The organism is Achromobacter sp. CF-sbj1-Ac2-l (genome assembly GCF_052698165.1).
On sequence record NZ_CP199855.1, the window covers coordinates 1,036,225 to 1,052,804 of the forward strand.

Annotated in this window: 15 protein-coding genes; 11 read left to right on the top strand and 4 right to left on the bottom strand. The window is 65.9% G+C overall.

The genetic code is table 11. The features are described from left to right. Nucleotides 1–6: 6 nt before the first annotated feature. The gene (locus ACUDCK_RS04760) at nt 7–2,229 is read right to left on the bottom strand and encodes an indolepyruvate ferredoxin oxidoreductase subunit alpha (RefSeq protein ID WP_175168348.1); all 2,223 of its coding nucleotides are present in this window, start codon (nt 2,227–2,229) and stop codon (nt 7–9) included. Nucleotides 2,230–2,600: 371 nt separating this feature from the next. Here ACUDCK_RS04760 and ACUDCK_RS04765 point away from each other — a divergent pair, with 371 nt between their 5' ends. The 7 genes from ACUDCK_RS04765 to ACUDCK_RS04795 all read left to right on the top strand — a co-directional run bounded on the left by ACUDCK_RS04765 (nt 2,601) and on the right by ACUDCK_RS04795 (nt 10,347). Beyond that, nucleotides 2,601–3,095, top strand: coding sequence for a MarR family winged helix-turn-helix transcriptional regulator (locus tag ACUDCK_RS04765; RefSeq protein ID WP_054501795.1), 495 nt, complete (start codon nt 2,601–2,603; stop codon nt 3,093–3,095). Nucleotides 3,096–3,332: 237 nt separating this feature from the next. Beyond that, a complete protein-coding gene (locus ACUDCK_RS04770) occupies nt 3,333–4,904 on the top strand; it encodes an ABC transporter substrate-binding protein (RefSeq protein WP_049071609.1) in 1,572 nt (523 codons plus the stop codon). Between the two features lie 66 nt (nt 4,905–4,970). After that, nucleotides 4,971–5,960 carry an ABC transporter permease gene (locus ACUDCK_RS04775; protein ID WP_006388963.1) on the top strand — a complete coding sequence of 330 codons (990 nt, stop codon included), beginning with the start codon at nt 4,971–4,973 and terminating at the stop codon, nt 5,958–5,960. Further along, the gene (locus ACUDCK_RS04780; RefSeq protein ID WP_054501792.1) at nt 5,960–6,874 is read left to right on the top strand and encodes an ABC transporter permease; all 915 of its coding nucleotides are present in this window, start codon (nt 5,960–5,962) and stop codon (nt 6,872–6,874) included. The genes ACUDCK_RS04775 and ACUDCK_RS04780 overlap by 1 nt, the downstream gene beginning before the upstream one ends. A gap of 149 nt (nt 6,875–7,023) precedes the next feature. Further along, complete coding sequence (locus ACUDCK_RS04785; protein WP_054416502.1) at nt 7,024–8,004, top strand: ABC transporter ATP-binding protein; 981 nt, start codon at nt 7,024–7,026, stop codon at nt 8,002–8,004. After that, the gene (locus ACUDCK_RS04790) at nt 8,001–8,996 is read left to right on the top strand and encodes an ABC transporter ATP-binding protein (protein ID WP_054501791.1); all 996 of its coding nucleotides are present in this window, start codon (nt 8,001–8,003) and stop codon (nt 8,994–8,996) included. Before ACUDCK_RS04785 ends, ACUDCK_RS04790 begins: the two co-directional genes overlap by 4 nt. 364 nt (nt 8,997–9,360) lie before the next feature. After that, nucleotides 9,361–10,347, top strand: coding sequence for an IS110 family transposase (locus ACUDCK_RS04795; protein ID WP_445659291.1), 987 nt, complete (start codon nt 9,361–9,363; stop codon nt 10,345–10,347). A 365-nt stretch (nt 10,348–10,712) separates the two neighbouring features. Here ACUDCK_RS04795 and ACUDCK_RS04800 read toward each other — a convergent pair whose 3' ends face one another. Together ACUDCK_RS04800 and ACUDCK_RS04805 are read right to left on the bottom strand one after the other, a co-directional pair. After that, nucleotides 10,713–11,234 (bottom strand): hypothetical protein, encoded by a 522-nt coding sequence (locus tag ACUDCK_RS04800; RefSeq protein ID WP_064522718.1) that lies wholly within the window; start codon nt 11,232–11,234, stop codon nt 10,713–10,715. A 110-nt stretch (nt 11,235–11,344) separates the two neighbouring features. Beyond that, nucleotides 11,345–12,133 (bottom strand): AraC family transcriptional regulator, encoded by a 789-nt coding sequence (locus tag ACUDCK_RS04805; protein ID WP_054501790.1) that lies wholly within the window; start codon nt 12,131–12,133, stop codon nt 11,345–11,347. 98 nt (nt 12,134–12,231) lie between these two features. Between ACUDCK_RS04805 and ACUDCK_RS04810 the strand changes: the two genes are divergently transcribed. Beyond that, entirely contained in the window at nt 12,232–13,158 is a 927-nt protein-coding gene (locus ACUDCK_RS04810; RefSeq protein ID WP_175168411.1) for a DMT family transporter, read from the top strand. 13 nt (nt 13,159–13,171) lie between these two features. On the opposite strand, the gene ACUDCK_RS04815 is transcribed toward ACUDCK_RS04810, so the two are convergent. Then, the gene (locus tag ACUDCK_RS04815; protein ID WP_244976984.1) at nt 13,172–14,035 is read right to left on the bottom strand and encodes an aminoglycoside N(3)-acetyltransferase; all 864 of its coding nucleotides are present in this window, start codon (nt 14,033–14,035) and stop codon (nt 13,172–13,174) included. A gap of 106 nt (nt 14,036–14,141) precedes the next feature. Between ACUDCK_RS04815 and ettA the strand changes: the two genes are divergently transcribed. Genes ettA through ACUDCK_RS04830 form a run of 3 tightly spaced genes read left to right on the top strand, consistent with a single transcriptional unit; the run spans nt 14,142 to nt 16,513 of the window. Next, nucleotides 14,142–15,815: an energy-dependent translational throttle protein EttA gene (gene ettA, locus ACUDCK_RS04820; RefSeq protein WP_175168413.1), complete on the top strand. Its 1,674-nt coding sequence runs from the start codon at nt 14,142–14,144 to the stop codon at nt 15,813–15,815. A gap of 58 nt (nt 15,816–15,873) precedes the next feature. Continuing rightward, on the top strand, nt 15,874–16,149 hold the full coding sequence (locus tag ACUDCK_RS04825) for a type II toxin-antitoxin system VapB family antitoxin (protein WP_211485706.1): 276 nt from the start codon (nt 15,874–15,876) through the stop codon (nt 16,147–16,149). Beyond that, nucleotides 16,136–16,513, top strand: a complete 378-nt coding sequence (locus ACUDCK_RS04830) for a type II toxin-antitoxin system VapC family toxin (RefSeq protein ID WP_175168416.1) — start codon at nt 16,136–16,138, stop codon at nt 16,511–16,513. Before ACUDCK_RS04825 ends, ACUDCK_RS04830 begins: the two co-directional genes overlap by 14 nt. Nucleotides 16,514–16,580 lie beyond the last annotated feature (67 nt).

Below are 16,580 nucleotides of genomic sequence, written 5' to 3' on the forward strand. Positions count from 1 at the left end.
GGGTCCTCACAGGGCGAATTTGGCCAGGCGCGCTTCGCGGCGGCGCTGCAGGTAGCCGATCACGCCCTGGCGCACACGCGCCAGGAAACGGTCGCGGCCGCTGGGGTTGTGGACGATGTCGGCGCGGTAGAACGACGGGCACAGCACGGCGGCGTGCGCCACTTCGCCGCAGTTGCCGCAGCCGACGCAACTGCTCTCGACGTGGGCGACCGGATCTTCCTTGAGGGGATCGCCGCTGTCCTTGACCGTCAGCGACGGGCAGCCGGACAGCCGGATACAGGCATGGTCGCCGGTACAGACGTCGGGGTCGACGCCGAAGCGTTCCTTGACCACGCGCTTGCCGGCCTTGACCGCCTGGTTGAACAGCGGCTTGATGCGGCGCTGCTTGTTCAGCATGCATTCCGACTGGGCGATGATGACCTTGGGGCCCTTGATGTCGGTGGTCAGCGCTTCCTCGATGGTGGCGCGCACCTTGGCCACGTCATAGGTGCGGTCCAGCGTGCGCACCCACTTCACGCCCACGCCGCGCACGGCCTGGTCGATGGGATTGTTGGTGGAGCGGTCCGGATTCTCGGCGCGCGAGGACAGGATGTCCTGCCCGCCGGTGGCCGAGGCGTAGAAGTTGTCGACGATGACGATGACGCCGTCGTACTTGTTGAACACCGCGTTGCCGATGCCCGAGGCCAGGCCGTTGTGCCAGAAGCCGCCGTCGCCCATGATCGAGATGGGCCGCTTGGCCGCCGGCACGTTGAAGGCCGCGGCGCTGGAGGCGCCCAGGCCGTAGCCCATGGTGGTCGCGCCCAGGTTGAACGGCGGCAGGATCGAGAACAGGTGGCAGCCGATGTCGCAGGAAATATGGTGCTGGCCCAGCTTTTCCTGCGCCAGCGTCAGGGCCGAGAAGATCGGCCGCTCCGGACAGCCGGTACAGAAGCCGGCCGGGCGCGGCGGCACCACAGCGGCCAGTTCCGCGACGTGCTTGTGGAAGGTGATGGGCTGTTCGGCCGGACGCGGCGCGGGCTTGGGCCGCGTGATCTCGGTGACCTGCAATGTGGCTTCGGCGGCGGCGTCGGCGGCCACGGCCGGATGGGTCTGCAGCGATTCGGGGCGTTCGCGCTTGAGGAAGGCGCGCAGGCCGTCGCGCATCACCTGGGTGGTGTATTCGCCCGCCATCGGCAGCACGTCCTTGCCGGCAAGGCGCGTGTCGACGCCGGCCTTGCGCAGCACCGCGTGCAGGGCCTGCTCCAGATAATCGGGCTGGCCTTCCTCGAGCAGCAGCACGGCGCGCTTGCCGCGGCAGAAGTCGATGACCTCGTCCTCGATCACGGGGTAGGCCACGTTCATCACATACAGCGGGATGCGGCTGTTGCCGAAGTTGTCCGCCAGGCCCAGCAGTTGCAGGGCGCGGATCACGCCGTTGTACAGGCCGCCCTGCAGGATCAGGCCGATATCGTCCTGGTCGCCGTCGAAGTGCTCGTTGAGCTTGTGTTCCTTGATATAGCGGATGGCGGCGGGCCAGCGTTCCTTGATCTTTTCCTGCTCGTGCAGGAACGACGCGGGCGGCAGCACGATGCGGCTGGTGTCGCGCGCCGGGCTTTCCAGCGCCTGGGCCAGCGAGAACGCCGGCCGCTGGTTGTCCTTGGCGATGAAGCGGCCGTGCACGTGGCAGCCGCGGATGCGCAGTTGCAGCATCACCGGCGTCTTGCTGGCCTCCGACAACGCGAAGCCGTCTTCCACCGCCTTGACCATGCTTTCCAGGTTGGGACGCGGATCGAGCAGCCAGATCTGCGACTTCATGGCGAACGCGTGCGAGCGTTCCTGCATGATGGACGAGCCTTCGCCGTAGTCTTCGCCGACGATGATGAGCGAGCCGCCGGTGACGCCGCCCGATGCCAGGTTGGCCAGCGCGTCGGAGGCGACGTTGGTGCCGACGGTGGATTTCCAGGTGACCGCGCCGCGGATCGGGTACATGACCGAGGCGGCCAGCGTGGCGGCGGCGGTGGCTTCCGAGGCGCTGGCCTCGAAGTGCACGCCGAGTTCCTGCAGGATGTCGTTGGCGTCGGCCAGCACGTCCATCAGGTGCGAGATGGGCGAGCCCTGGTAGCCCGCGACATAGCCCACGCCGGATTGCAGCAGCGCCTTGGTGACCGCGAGAATCCCCTCGCCGCGGAATTCTTCGCCCGCGCCGATGCGCAACTGCTGGACTTCTTTCTTGAAAGACCTTTCAGCCATCTCGAACTCCTCCACGCGGACCGGCATCCGGGTCCCGAAGTCATGCTGCCGCGCAGCACGCCCATGTCACGAAATTTTGCTCTGAAAAATACTTTAGGAGTCAACGTTTTAGCTGTCAACAAAAAAGATGAAATTTCATGGAATCAAAAAAATATCATGCGAAAACAAGGGTGTATATACTGGTTGTTCTCTATCCGAGTGCTCGTGAAAACGCGCTTTGATGGTGCAAAAACGGGTCGCGATTCGGGGTATACCCTGTGCTGCGCAACAGCATTGCGCCGTGTCATGGCGCAGGCGCGCGCCAACGTGGTGCAATGCGCCTGCCGGCCTCGGGTCGCCTATTCAATATTGATGCGTGGGAGCGGAACAACATGCGGTCGGACAAGCACGGCGGCGGTACCCAGGACGGCGGTGCGCGGTTCGTCGATGACTACCTGGCCTATCTGCTGGCGCAGGCCAGCCAGCGCATCTCGGCGGAGTTTCATCAGCAGGTGAAAGCGGCCGGCCTGTCGGTGACCGAATGGCGGGTGCTCGCCAGCCTGGAAGGCAGCGCTGGCGAAACCATCGGCGACCTGGCGGTGCTGGCCATCACCAAGCAACCGACCTTGAGCAAGGTGGTGCAGCGCATGGAAACCGAAGGGCTGGTGACGCGCACCGAAGTGCGCGCCGACCGCCGCCAGACGCGCGTGGTCATCACCACCAAGGGCCGCCATCTGATCGCCGCGCTATGCGAGCAGGCCATGCAGCACCAGAAGGCGGTGCTGGCGCCGTTCGGCGAGGATCAGGCGGTCCTGCTGATTGACATGCTGCGCCGCCTGATGGCCGAGCACGTGCCGCTAGACCTGCCGCTGGACGCCGACGAATAGGGCGGCGCGCGGGCAGGGCGGCAAACGAGCCCCCGGTCTGGGGTGTCGGGATGGGGTGGCCCGACCGAACGCTGTTTATATACAGGGCCAGCGATTTTTTTGTCATATTTTTATACGTCCCTAAATATGTTCTCCCTCTGAAAACCCCCTCCGGTACGCATAAACCCTTAATTGACGCGGGTCTTGGGGCTAGGCAATATCGCGCCGGTATTCAGACTACAGTCAGGAGTTGAACCTATGCGCCGCACTTTGATTGCCATCGCGATCGCCGCCGCCGTGGCCGTGCCCTCGATCGGGCAGGCCAAGACCTTCCGTTGGGCCGCCCAGGGCGACATCCTCACCTTCGATCCGCACTCGCAGAACGAAGGCATGACGATTGCCGCCAACAGCTATGTCTATGAACCGCTGGTGGACTACGACAAGGACTTCAAGGTGGTGCCGCGCCTGGCGACCGAGTGGGAGCAGGTTTCGCCCACGCTGTACCGCTTCAAGCTGCGCCCCGGCGTCAAGTTCCACGATGGCGCCGCCTTCACGGCCGACGACGTGGTGTTCTCGGTGCATCGCGCCATGGCGCCCACCTCGAACTACAAGGCGTACACCACCGGCATCAAGGAAGCGCGCAAGATCGACGACCTGACGGTCGAGATCGAGACCACCGCGCCCAACCCGGTGCTGCTGCGCCAGTTGCCCAACGTGTTCATCATGAACAAGGCCTGGTCGGAGAAGAACAACATCGCCAAGCCGCAGGACTTCGTCAACAAGGAAGAGACCTTCGGCGCGCGCAACACCAACGGCACCGGCCCGTACAAGCTGAAGTCGCGCGAAGTCGATGTGCGCACCGTGTTCGAAGAGAACAAGGACTGGTGGAACAAGGCCGGCAAGGTCGGCAACGTGACCGAAGTGGTGTTCACGCCGATCAAGCAGAACGCCACGCGCACCGCGGCGCTGCTGTCCGGCGAGATCGACTTCGTGCTCGATCCGGCCGCTCAGGATCTGGACCGCCTGCGCCAGTCGGCCAAGGTGGTCGAGGGCAACGAATACCGCACCATCTATCTGGGCCTGGACCAGAAGCGTCCCGAGCTGCAGTATTCCAACATCAAGGGCAAGAACCCGTTCCAGGACATCCGCGTGCGCGAGGCGCTGTACCGCGCCATCGACGTCGACGCCATCAAGCGCGCGGTGATGCGCGGCCTGTCGGCGCCCACCGGCACCATGATCGCGCCGCAGGTCCACGGCTGGGCCGAGTCGCTGCACAAGCGCGTGCCCTACGATCCCGAGAAGGCCCGCGCGCTGCTCAAGGACGCCGGCTATGACGGCACGCTGAACTTCACGCTCGACTGTCCCAACAACCGCTACATCAACGACGAGGCCATCTGCCAGGCGGTGGTCGGCATGTGGGCCAAGGTGGGCGTGAAGGCGACCATGAACGCGATGCCGCGTTCGACCTACTTCCCCAAGGTGCAGAACTCCGACACCAGCGCCTACCTGTTCGGCTGGGGCGTGCCGACGTTCGACGCCATGTACACGCTGCAGAACCTGATCCGCACCAAGGGCGAGGGCGCGGACGGCATGTACAACCTGGGCAACTACAGCAACAAGGACCTGGATGCGATCATCGACCGCATCAAGACCGAAACCGACGCGGCCAAGCGCGACGCCGACATCCGCAAGGTGCTGGAAGTCCACGCCCAGGAATTCGGCCACATCCCGCTGCATGACCAGGTCATTCCCTGGGCCATGCGCAAGAACGTGTCGGTGATCCACCGCGCGGACAACCGCCTCGTTGCCGACTGGGTCAAGGTCGACTGACCCCGCCCTTCCGGCTAACCAGACAGCGAAGCCCCGCGGGGCTTCGCCGTTTTGCCTTTCCCGCCTATGTTTGCTTTCATACTGCGTCGCCTGTTGCAGGCCGTAGCGGTGATGCTCACCGTCGCGCTGCTGGCCTTCGTACTTTTTCAATACGTCGGCGACCCTGTCACCATCATGCTGGGGCAGGACGCCACCGATGCCGAGCGCATCGAGCTGCGTGAGCGCCTGGGGCTGAACGAGCCCGCCATCGTCCAGTTCGGCCATTTCGTGGCCAACGCCGCGCAGGGCAATTTCGGCATTTCGCTGCGCCAGAGCGAACCCGTTTCGAGCCTGCTCAAGTCGCGCCTGCCGGCCACGCTGGAGCTGTCCCTGGTGGCGGCCCTGCTGGCGCTGGTGGTGGGCGTGCCGCTGGGCGTCTACACCGCGCTCAAGCGCAACAGCCTGCTGTCGCAGCTTCTGCTGGCCGGCTCGCTGCTGGGCGTGTCGTTGCCGACCTTCCTGATCGGCATCCTGCTGATCCTGGTGTTCTCGGTGCAACTGGGCTGGCTGCCCAGCTATGGCCGCGGCGATACCGTGGCGCTGGGCTGGTGGACCTCCGGCCTGTTCACCGCCAATGGCTGGAAGCACCTGATCCTGCCGTCGATCACGCTGTCGCTGTTCCAGATGACGCTGGTGCTGCGGCTGGTGCGCTCCGAAATGCTGGAGGTGCTGCGTTCGGACTACATCAAGTTCGCGCGCGCCCGCGGCCTGAAGCGGCGCGCCATCCATTTCGGCCACGCGCTCAAGAACACCATGGTGCCCGTCATCACCATCACCGGCCTGCAGCTGGGCGGCATCATTGCTTTTGCCATCGTGACCGAGACGGTGTTCCAGTGGCCCGGCATGGGGCTGCTGTTCATCCAGGCGGTGCAATTCGCCGACGTGCCGGTGATGGCCGCGTACCTGTGCCTGATCGCGCTGGTGTTCGTGGTGATCAACCTGATCGTCGATCTTCTGTATTTTGTCGTGGACCCGCGCCTGCGCTCCGGGCTGACCCGCGGCGGAGGTGGCCACTGATGCGTGCCGTTCTGAAACGCTGGTGGGACAGCGACATTGCCTGGGCCTGGCGCCGGGCGCCCGTGGCCATCGTCGCCACCGTGCTGCTGGCGGCCCTGCTGATCGGCTCTTTCGGGGCCGGCTGGGTGGCGCCGCACAATCCGTTCGACCTGACCAAGGTCGAGCTGCTGGACGCGCTGCTGCCGCCGGCCTGGTCGCCCAACGGCCAGTCGACCTATCTGCTGGGCACCGACAGCCAGGGCCGCGACCTGTATTCGGCGATCCTGTACGGCACCCGCGTGTCGCTGCTGATCGGCCTGGCTTCGGTGCTGCTGTCGATGCTGATCGGCATCGTGCTGGGGCTGATCTCGGGCTACGCGGGCGGGCGCATCGATGCCTTCATCATGCGCATCGCCGACGTGCAGTTGTCGTTCCCGGCGATCCTGATCGCGCTGCTGATCGACGGCGTGGCGCGCGCCGCGGTGCCGCGCGAGCTGCACGAGATCATCGCGTTCCCGGTGCTGATCGGCGCCATCGCGCTGGCCGGCTGGCCGCAGTACGCGCGCACGGTGCGCGGCTCGACCCTGGTGGAGAAGAACCGCGAATACGTGCAGGCGGCGCGCGTGATCGGCGTGGCCTCGCCCGTGATCATGTTCCGCCACGTGCTGCCCAACGTGCTGGGGCCGGTGCTGGTGCTGGCCACCGTGCACCTGGCGACCGCCATCATCACCGAGGCGACGCTGTCGTTCCTGGGAGTGGGGGTGCCGCCGACGGCGCCGTCGCTGGGCACGCTGATCCGCATCGGCAACGATTTCCTGTTTTCCGGCGAATGGTGGATCACCATCTTCCCGGGCGCGGCGCTGGTGCTGCTGGTGTTGTCGGTCAACCTGCTGGGCGACTGGCTGCGCGACGCACTCAACCCGCGCTTAGGGTGATGGCCCACCCCCGAAGCGCTGCGCGCTTCCCCCTCAAGGGGGCATGCTGGCGGACCGGCGAAGCCGGCTCCGCGGCATCCCGATGGCCCCGTCGGCATTTCATCGGCCTCGGGGGCGCTGTACGTGGAACACGAATTTGAGAAATACCTATGAGCGCATTACTTGAAGTCCGCAACCTGCGCGTGGAGTTCCCCACGCGTCGCGGCACGCTGCTGGCCCTGGACGACGTGTCCTTTTCGATCCAGGCGGGCGAAGTCCTGGGCGTGGTGGGGGAATCGGGCGCCGGCAAGTCGCTGACCGGCGCGTCCATCATCGGCCTGCTGGAACCGCCTGGCCGCATCGCCGGCGGCGAGATCCTGCTGGCGGGCCGGCGCATCGACAACCTGCCCGACGAGCAGATGCGCCGCGTGCGCGGCCGCGAGATCGGCGCGGTGTTCCAGGACCCGCTGACCTCCCTGAATCCGCTGTACACGGTGGGCCGGCAACTGGCCGAGACCATCGTGACGCATCTGGACATGAGCTGGTCGCAGGCGCGCAACCGCGCGGTCGAGCTGCTGGCGGCCACCGGCATCCCGGCGGCGCGCGAGCGCATCGATCACTACCCGCACCAGTTCTCGGGCGGCATGCGCCAGCGCGTGGTGATCGCGCTGGCGCTGGCGGCCGAGCCCAAGCTGGTGGTGGCGGACGAGCCGACCACGGCGCTGGACGTGTCGATCCAGGCGCAGATCATCGAGCTGCTCAAGCGCCTGTGCCGCGAGCAGGGCACGGCGGTGATGCTGATCACGCACGACATGGGCGTGATCGCGGAAACGGCGGACCGGGTGGCGGTGATGTACGCGGGACGCGTGGCCGAGATCGGCCCCGTGCGCGACGTCATCCACCAGCCGCGCCATCCGTACACGATGGGGCTGATGGGATCGATCCCGTCGCTGCAAGGACATGCCGAGCGGCTGGTGCAGATCGACGGCAGCATGCCGCGGCTGAACGCGATTCCTCCGGGCTGTGCCTTCAATCCGCGTTGCGGGCGGCGCCTGCCGCGTTGCGGCCAGGATCGGCCTGAATTGATGCCGGCGGGCACGTCCCGAGCGGCCTGTTGGTTGCATGAAAGCGAAGTCGAGGTGACGCCATGAGCACGCCGTTGGTGCAGGTGAAGGACGCGGCGCGCTGGTTCGATGTGTCGCCGCCCTGGCTGGAGCGCAAGCTGGCGGGCAAGCCGCGGGTGATGCTGCGCGCGGTCGATGGCGTGTCGTTCGAGATCAATCGCGGCGAGACCCTGGCGCTGGTGGGCGAGTCGGGCTGCGGCAAGTCGACGGTGGCGCGCATGCTGGTGGGGCTGTATGGGCTGACGCGCGGCGATATCCGTTTCGACGGCCAGCCGCTGTCGCGCATGGCGGAGCCGGGCGGGCGCGAGCTGCGCAAGCGGCTGCAGATGATTTTCCAGGATCCGTACGCGAGCCTGAATCCGCGCTGGCGCGTCGGCCGTATCATCGCCGAGCCGATGCTGACGCACACGAAGATGACGCCGGCCGAGCGCACGGCGCGAGTCGGCGAGCTGCTCCGTCAGGTGGGGCTGGATCCGGCCGACCAGGGCCGCTATCCGCACCAGTTCTCGGGTGGGCAGCGCCAGCGGATTTCGATCGCGCGGGCGCTGGCGGTGAATCCGGAGTTCCTGGTGTGCGACGAGCCGACCTCGGCGCTGGATGTGTCGGTGCAGGCGCAGGTGCTGAACCTGATGAAGGACCTGCAGCGCGAGCTGGGGCTGACCTATCTGTTCATCTCGCACAATCTGGCGGTGGTGCATCACGTGGCCGATCGGGTCGGGGTGATGTACCTGGGGCGGATGGTGGAGGTGGCGCCGCGCGATGAGCTGTTCGCGCGGCCGCGGCATCCATATACGCGGATGCTGCTGGCGGCGATTCCGGATATCGATGGGGCCGGCAAGCCGCGCACTGCAGTGGCGGGGGAAGTGCCGAATCCGTTGAATCCGCCGTCGGGGTGCACGTTTCATCCTCGGTGTCCGCATGCGAATGAGCGGTGCAGGGGGGAGGCGCCGGTGGGGCGGATGGCGGGGGGGGCGGTGGTGGCTTGCCATGCGGTGGAGGAGGGGCGGATTGCGGGGTGATCTTTTGCTGTCTTAGTCCTGCGGGTTGTTTGGGTTCTTGAGGCGTCTGTCGCGGCGGTCGGCGGGGTGTGCGGGGCTACGATTGCGGTCCGGAGCCTTCGCTCCGGACTTCCCCGTGCTCAACCTCGTCCGCCTTCGGCTCCCTTGTATCTTGATCCCTGGGATGGTTAGCTACCATTCCATGAGAGGCAGGTGAGTTTCTTTGGCTCCCGAGGGACTTAACCCTGTTCCGTAGACCAAACCCCTGTCTCTCACCTCTGACGCCATCGCGGACACTGGACGGTAGCCTAGGGCTGATTGACCCTGCATGCACAAGGTAAGTGGGCGCAGTTGGCATACTTTCTTGTATGAGGGGGTATGAACGATGATCTATCTGGGTATTGATGTCTCCAAGCTGAAGCTGGACTGCACGTTGTTGCTGGATCCAGAGAACGACAAGCGCAAGAGCAAGGTTGTGCCTAATAGTCGGGACGGAGTGCACGAACTGGTTCGATGGTGCGCCAAGCACGGGGTGGGAGCCGACCAGGCCCATGCCGTGCTGGAAGCCACGGGCCCGTATCACGAGCAGGCCGCCACGACGCTGCATGACGGCGGCATCGCGGTGTCGATCGCCAACCCGGCCAGCGTGCACGACTTCAGTCGGGCAATGGCGATGCGCTCCAAGACAGATGCACTCGATAGCCTGGTGTTGGCTCGTTATGGCGTGGCGATGAGGCCTGGTGCTTGGCAGCCCCCGCCGGCACATGTGCGCGAGCTACGCGCCTTGATTACCCAGCTGGACGCGCTGTCCAAGGATCGGCTGCGCACGATGAACCGCCAAGAGAAGATCGAGGCCAGTTCGGCCTCGGAGCTGGTGGAGCGTTCGATCAGTGACACCCTGAGCTTCTATGACAAGGAGATCGCTCGCCTGGAGAAGGCCATCGATGACCACATCGACCGGCACCCTGACCTGAAGGACGACACCAAGCTGTTGTCCTCCATCCCCGGGGTCGGCCCGAAGGTGGCCAGAACCATGCTGCGAGCGATGCGCATGCACCAGTTCAAGTGCGCCGAGGATCTGGCGGCATATCTAGGCCTGGTGCCGGTGCGGAGACAGTCGGGCACGTCGCTACGCGGGCGCAGCCGCATGTCCAAGGCAGGTCCCGCTGATGTACGGGCCAAGGTGTATATGGCCGGCGTTGTTGCTTCCAAACACAACCCCCATGTGCGGGCGTTATATCAACGGCTGCTGGCGGCGGGCAAGACCAAGATGTCGGCGCTGGGTGCTTGCATGCGCAAGGTGGTACATCTGTGCTTCGGTGTGCTCAAGACGCGGCAGCCTTACAGACCTGACTACGCTTTTTCTACTTGACGGCCAAGACGGTATCTACGGATTCCCTTGGGCGCATCTACACGCCCCGCACACCCCGCCGCCCGCCGCGACAGACTTGCGTCAGCGGCTCATGACGGGTGCTGGGGCGACTGGTGTGCTTGGCGTGTTTGCCGGCACCGTCGTGGGGGGAGAGGGTCTTGCGGGGCAGCTGCAACGGGGCCGCGCGGGCGGCCCGTTGCAGCGTCTGAGGGGTGGGGCGTCGAGGTGGTGCTGGCTTGCTCGCTTGCCCGCTTTTTTGGCGGGGCGGTGTCGCGGGAGAGTGGTTTTGGCAAAGGGCTTCTTTTGGGAAGCCCTTTTTGCTTGGTGGCGGGCGGCTCATTGGGGCCTGCCGCCTGCCTTCCGGTTCAGTGGCGGTGACCCGGATCGTTGTGGTCGTGAGCGTGGTCGTGGGCGTCGTCCTCGTCCTCGTCGTCGTCTTCCTCGTCTTCCTCATCCGGGTCGGGCAGGGGTTCCTCGGTCAGGGCGAAGGGGAGGACATCTTCCAGGTTGTCGGACCAGGCGGATTCCTCGCCGTCGTGGTCGAGCTTGATGAAGCGTTCGCCTTCGTTCAGCGAGATCTGGATGGCCCAGAGGTAGAGGCAGTCGTAGGTGTCGTCGCCGGTCGGGGGCAGGCCGCCGCGGTTGCCGAGCAGGCGGGCGCCGGGGCCGCCGAGCTGGACGTGGGTCTGTTCTTCGTCGGGCTCGGCGTTTTCGTCAATGGGCACGCCATAGGTGACCCATTCGGTGCCTTCTTCGCCCAGCACCACTTCGGCCAGGACGGGCTTGCCCAGGTAGGCGCTGAGGGCGTCGGCGGTCTTGGCGAGCATGTCCAGCTCGGTCGCGCTGAAGTGGGTCAGGGAAGGCGGGGGCGTGGCGGAGGCGGACATGGGGGTTCCTGGCGCGATGATGCCGCGGGGACGGCGTTACGAAGAAAATGCAGACGCTATTGTCTCGCGATCGCGCGCGGCTTGCATCGGGCGCTTGGATTACGCGGCCTTCAGGCGGCCGCCGGGGCGCGCTTGCGGGCGCTGTCGGGTGACTGGCCGGTCAGGCGCTGGAACATGGCGATGAAGGCGGACGGCGTGCTGTAGCCGAGTTCGCGCGATACCACCTGTACTGACTGGCCGGCGTCGAGCATTTCCAGCGCGCTGACCACGCGCAAGCGTTGGCGCCACTCGTTGAACGACATGCCCAGGTGTTGCTGGCAGTGGCGCAGGAGGGTGCGTTCGGTGATGCCGGCGGTGGCGGCCCAGTAGGCGGCGCCGCGCTTGTCGCCGGGCTGGCGCTGCAGGGCGGTCAGGATGGGGGCCAGCACGGGTTCGGTCGTGGACGGCAGGTAGCTGGCGTAGACCGGGGCGACGCGGATCTGGTCGATGACCACTTGCGCCAGGCGCCGGTCGTCCGGCGTATCTGGATAGGCGATGCCGCGCCGTTCGAAGTCGGCCAGAATGGCGCGCATGACGGGACTGATCTCCAGCGTGCAAGGCCTGGCGGGCAGGGCGGCGCAGGCGGCGGCCGGGATGTCGATGCAGGCGTAGTGCACTTCCCCCTGGTTCTGGCAGCAGTGCGAGACGTGCGGCGGTATCCAGATGGCGTAGTGGGGCGGCGACAGGTAGGTGCTGTCCTCGATGCCGATTTCCATGATGCCGGACAGGGCGAAATTCAGTTCGCCCCAGGGCGAGCTGTGGCGTTGTATGCGCGAGTGCGGCAGGAAGTGCAGGATGCGGCAGGCCAGCGGATAGGGGCGGCCCGGGCCAAGGCTGGGCGGGGCGGCGGCGAGGTCCATGTCCGAAGTTCGCTGGTGGTTGTCGGTTTTTCATTATATACAGCGAGTCGGACAGGTCCTACACTGGCCGGCCGTTATCTGCTTTTGGTTTTATCCCCATGACGCGCGTCGATGTTTCGCCCACTCCCGCCCGCTATCTGCTGTTCCCGCTGCTGGCGGCGCTGATCTGGTCGGTCAACATGATCGTGACCAAGATGGCGGCCGGCGTGATCGCGCCGGCCGCCATCGGCTTTTACCGCTGGGCGCTGGCGGGGCTGCTGCTGACGCCGTTCGCGCTGCCGGCCGCCTGGCGCCAGCGGCGCGCGCTGTGGCCGTACCTGCCCAAGTTCGCGGTGCTGGGCGGCCTGGGCATGGCGTTGTACCAGGGCCTGGCCTACGTCGCGGCCGGCAGCACCACTGCCACCAACATGGGCATCATCACCGCGATGATTCCGTTGCTGACCATCGCGGTCGGCGCCGTGGTGTTGCGCGAGCGTCCCTCCCTGATGGCGCTGCTGGGCGGCCTGCTGTCGCTGGCGGGGCTGGCGTTGCTGATCGGCGAAGGCGATCCGGCGCGCCTGTTGTCGGTGGGCGCGAACCATGGCGATGTGCTGATGGGCGTGGCGGCGTTGGCCTACGCGCTGTACGGCGTGCTGCTGCGGCGCTGGGGTTTGCCGGCCGGGCCATGGGTGTCGCTGTACGTGCAGGTGGCGTTCGGCGTGCTGTTCCAGTTGCCCGCCTTTCTGATGGCGCCCGCCTCGCCGCTCAATGGCGATAATCTGCCGCTGGTGCTGTATGCCGGCCTGTTCCCGTCGCTGTTCGCGCCGTTCCTGTGGATGCAGGGCGTGCGCCACCTGGGGCCGGCCCGCGCCAGCGTGTTCCTGAACCTGATGCCGGTGGCCACCGTGGCGATCGCGGCGCTGTTCCTGGACGAGAAACCGCACCTGTTCCACATCGTTGGCGGCGCGATGGCGCTGGCCGGCGTGATGCTGGCGCAGATGCGGGCGCCCTTCGCCGGGGCCCGCCGCGCGCGGGCAGCCTCGTAGGGCGCCACGCGCCTCAGTCGGGCACGGGCTTGCCGTGCCAGTACCGCTGGGCGTGTTCCACCGCCACCCTGGCCGGCACGCGCAGGCCGTGGCCCGCGCCCAGCGCGAAGCGCCGCGCCAGTCCGGCGTCGATCAACGACTGGCCGACCGGCAGGAAATGGTCGGAGTCGAGCAGCGCGGGCTGGTCATAACGCTTCCAGACACGCCGGCCGTGCTCGATGATGGGCGAGGCCTCGGGCTGGCGCGCCCGTGTCGGCCAGGCGCGTTGTTCGGCCAGGTGCAGCATGGTGCAGACATCGAAGCCGACGCCCAGCAGCAGGATCTCGGCGTCGGCGCGCAGCAGCTTTGCCAGCGGCGAGGTTTCGCCCAGCGGGTCGTCCAGCCGGTGGTTGGCGGTCAGCGCGTCGGCGCCGGCGCCGACGGCCGCGAACGAACAGGTGGGATGCAGGCTGCGCACGGCGCCGGGCCAGGTGCGGAACAGTTCGGCCACCGCGCCCATGCCACGCGTGGGGGTGATGGCGGGATCGTAGGCCGGCATGTGCTCGCACAGGGTGTCCAGCCAGGCGGCCGGCACCGGCGGCGCCTGCCATTGCGCGGGATCGGTCAGGTCGGAGGAGTGCGCCGGCATGGCCACCAGGCCGTCGGAACCGACGCAATCGAGCAAGGCCTGGATCAGCGCCACGGGACCGCCCGCGATCCAGCCCAGGGCGCGCAGCGAGGTGTGCACGAGCACCGTGGCGCCGGGGCGCAGGCCGCCCTCGCGCAATTGCGCCGCGAGGCTGTCGCGGGTGGCGGGAAACGGGGTGCGGGCCAGCAGGTCGGCTTCGGTCATCGGGGTGGGCAGGGCGCCGCGAAAGGCGTCATGGAACGGACACAAGCCGTAAATATAGCCTTGCCACCCGCGCGCGGACCCCGCCCGCACGCCTGTCCGGGTTCCGGCCTACAATCAGCGATTCATCAGCTTTCTTTCCCTATACGAGCCCATGGCCCAATACGTCTACACCATGAACCGCGTCGGCAAGATCGTGCCGCCCAAGCGGCAGATCCTGCGTGACATCTCGCTTTCGTTTTTTCCTGGCGCCAAGATCGGCGTGCTGGGCCTGAACGGCTCGGGCAAGTCGACGCTGCTGAAGATCATGGCGGGCGTGGATCGCGAGATCGAAGGCGAAGCCATCCCCATGCCGGGCCTGAACATCGGCTACCTGCCGCAGGAACCGCAGCTCAACCCCGAGCACACGGTGCGCCAGGCGGTTGAGGAAGGCCTGGGCGCGGTGGTCACCGCCAAGAAGCGCCTGGACGAGGTCTATGCGGCCTACGCCGAGCCTGACGCCGACTTCGACGCGCTGGCCGCCGAGCAGGCCGAGCTGGAAGCCATCATCGCGGCCGCCGCCTCCAGCGGCGCCGACGACATCGAACACCAGATGGAAATCGCCGCCGACGCGCTGCGCCTGCCGCCCTGGGATGCCATCGTCGGCAACCTGTCCGGCGGTGAAAAGCGCCGCGTGGCGCTGTGCCGCCTGCTGCTGTCCAAGCCCGACATGCTGCTGCTGGACGAGCCCACCAACCACCTGGATGCCGAAAGCGTCGAATGGCTGGAACAGTTCCTGCACAAGTTCCCGGGCACCGTCGTGGGCGTGACCCACGATCGCTACTTCCTGGACAACGCCGCCGAATGGATCCTCGAACTGGACCGCGGCTACGGCATTCCCTGGAAGGGCAACTACAGCTCGTGGCTGGAGCAGAAGGAAGATCGCCTCAAGCAGGAAGAGGCTTCCGAATCGGCCCGCCAGAAGACCATCAAGAAGGAACTGGAGTGGGTGCGCCAGAACCCGAAGGGCCGCCAAGCCAAGGCCAAGGCGCGCCTGGCCCGCTTCGAGGAACTGTCGTCCTATGAATACCAGAAGCGCAACGAGACCCAGGAAATCTTCATTCCGGTGGGTGAGCGCCTGGGCAACGAGGTCATCGAGTTCAACAACGTCAGCAAGGCCTACGGCGACCGCCTGCTGATCGACAACCTCAGCTTCAAGATTCCGGCTGGCGCCATCGTCGGCATCATCGGCGCCAACGGCGCCGGTAAATCGACGCTGTTCCGCATGATCGCGGGCCGCGAGCAACCGGATTCGGGCGAAGTGAAGATCGGCCAGACCGTCAAGCTGGCCTACGTCGACCAGTCGCGCGACGCGCTCGAAGACAAGAAGACCGTGTTCGACGCGGTCGCCGACGGCGCCGACGTGATCACCGTGGGCAAGTTCGAGATGTCCTCGCGCGCCTACCTGGGCCGCTTCAACTTCAAGGGCGGCGACCAGAACAAGGTGGTCGGCCAGCTGTCGGGCGGTGAACGCGGCCGCCTGCACATGGCCAAGACGCTGATCGCCGGCGGCAACGTGCTGCTGCTGGACGAACCGTCCAACGACCTCGACGTCGAAACGCTGCGCGCGCTGGAAGACGCGCTGCTGGAGTTCCCCGGCAGCGTCATGGTCATCAGCCACGATCGCTGGTTCCTGGACCGTATCGCCACGCACATCCTGGCTTTCGAGGGCGATTCGCAAGTGGTGTTCTTCGACGGCAACTACCAGGAGTACGAAGCCGACAAGAAGCGCCGCCTGGGCGAAGAGGGCGCCAAGCCCAAGCGCCTGCGCTACAAGGCGCTGAAGTAAGCCGGCCTGCCAGGCGGTCCGAAAATCCCGGCCATTGCGCGCCGGGATTTTTTTTCGGATGATAGAATCAAAAAGTTCATCATTTGATGCGAATTTTTGCTCCAGTCATTGCAAGGAGGCCAGTGTGCGTACGACTGTGACGCTCGATGACGACCTGCTCGAATTGGCCCGTACCTATACCGGCGTCCAGGAGACATCGGCGCTCGTAACGCGAGCGTTGACCCAGCTCGTGCAGAAAGAGGCCGCGAAGCGGTTGGCCAAGCTTGGTGGTAGTTCGCCCAAGTTGAAGCCTATCCCGCGGCGGCAGACGGAAACCTGCAATGATCCTGGTTGACACTTCCATCTGGGTAGACCATTTATCCGACGGCGAGCCATATCTGGTGCGCTTGCTGGAGGAAGAAAGTGTATTGATGCACCCGTTCATCGCGGGTGAATTGGCGCTGGGTTCGTTGGGCCGACGTGATGTCGTATTGGGCGCGATGTCGCTATTGCCTCAAGTCGTGCGTGCGAGTCATGACGAAGTCATGCACTTTCTTCATAGCGAGAAATTGTTTGGAAAGGGCATCGGCTATGTGGATTTACACTTGTTGGCGTCCACGCGACTGACACTTGGCGCTGCGCTATGGACCAGGGACAAACGGCTGCGGACACTCGCCAACACCTTGAGCCTGGCGGTTGATCCCCCGAGATATCATTGAATGAAGCGGTTTGGCGTGATGGTCATACCGTATCGTCGATACCGCCTTCAACCCCAGGAGACCCCCC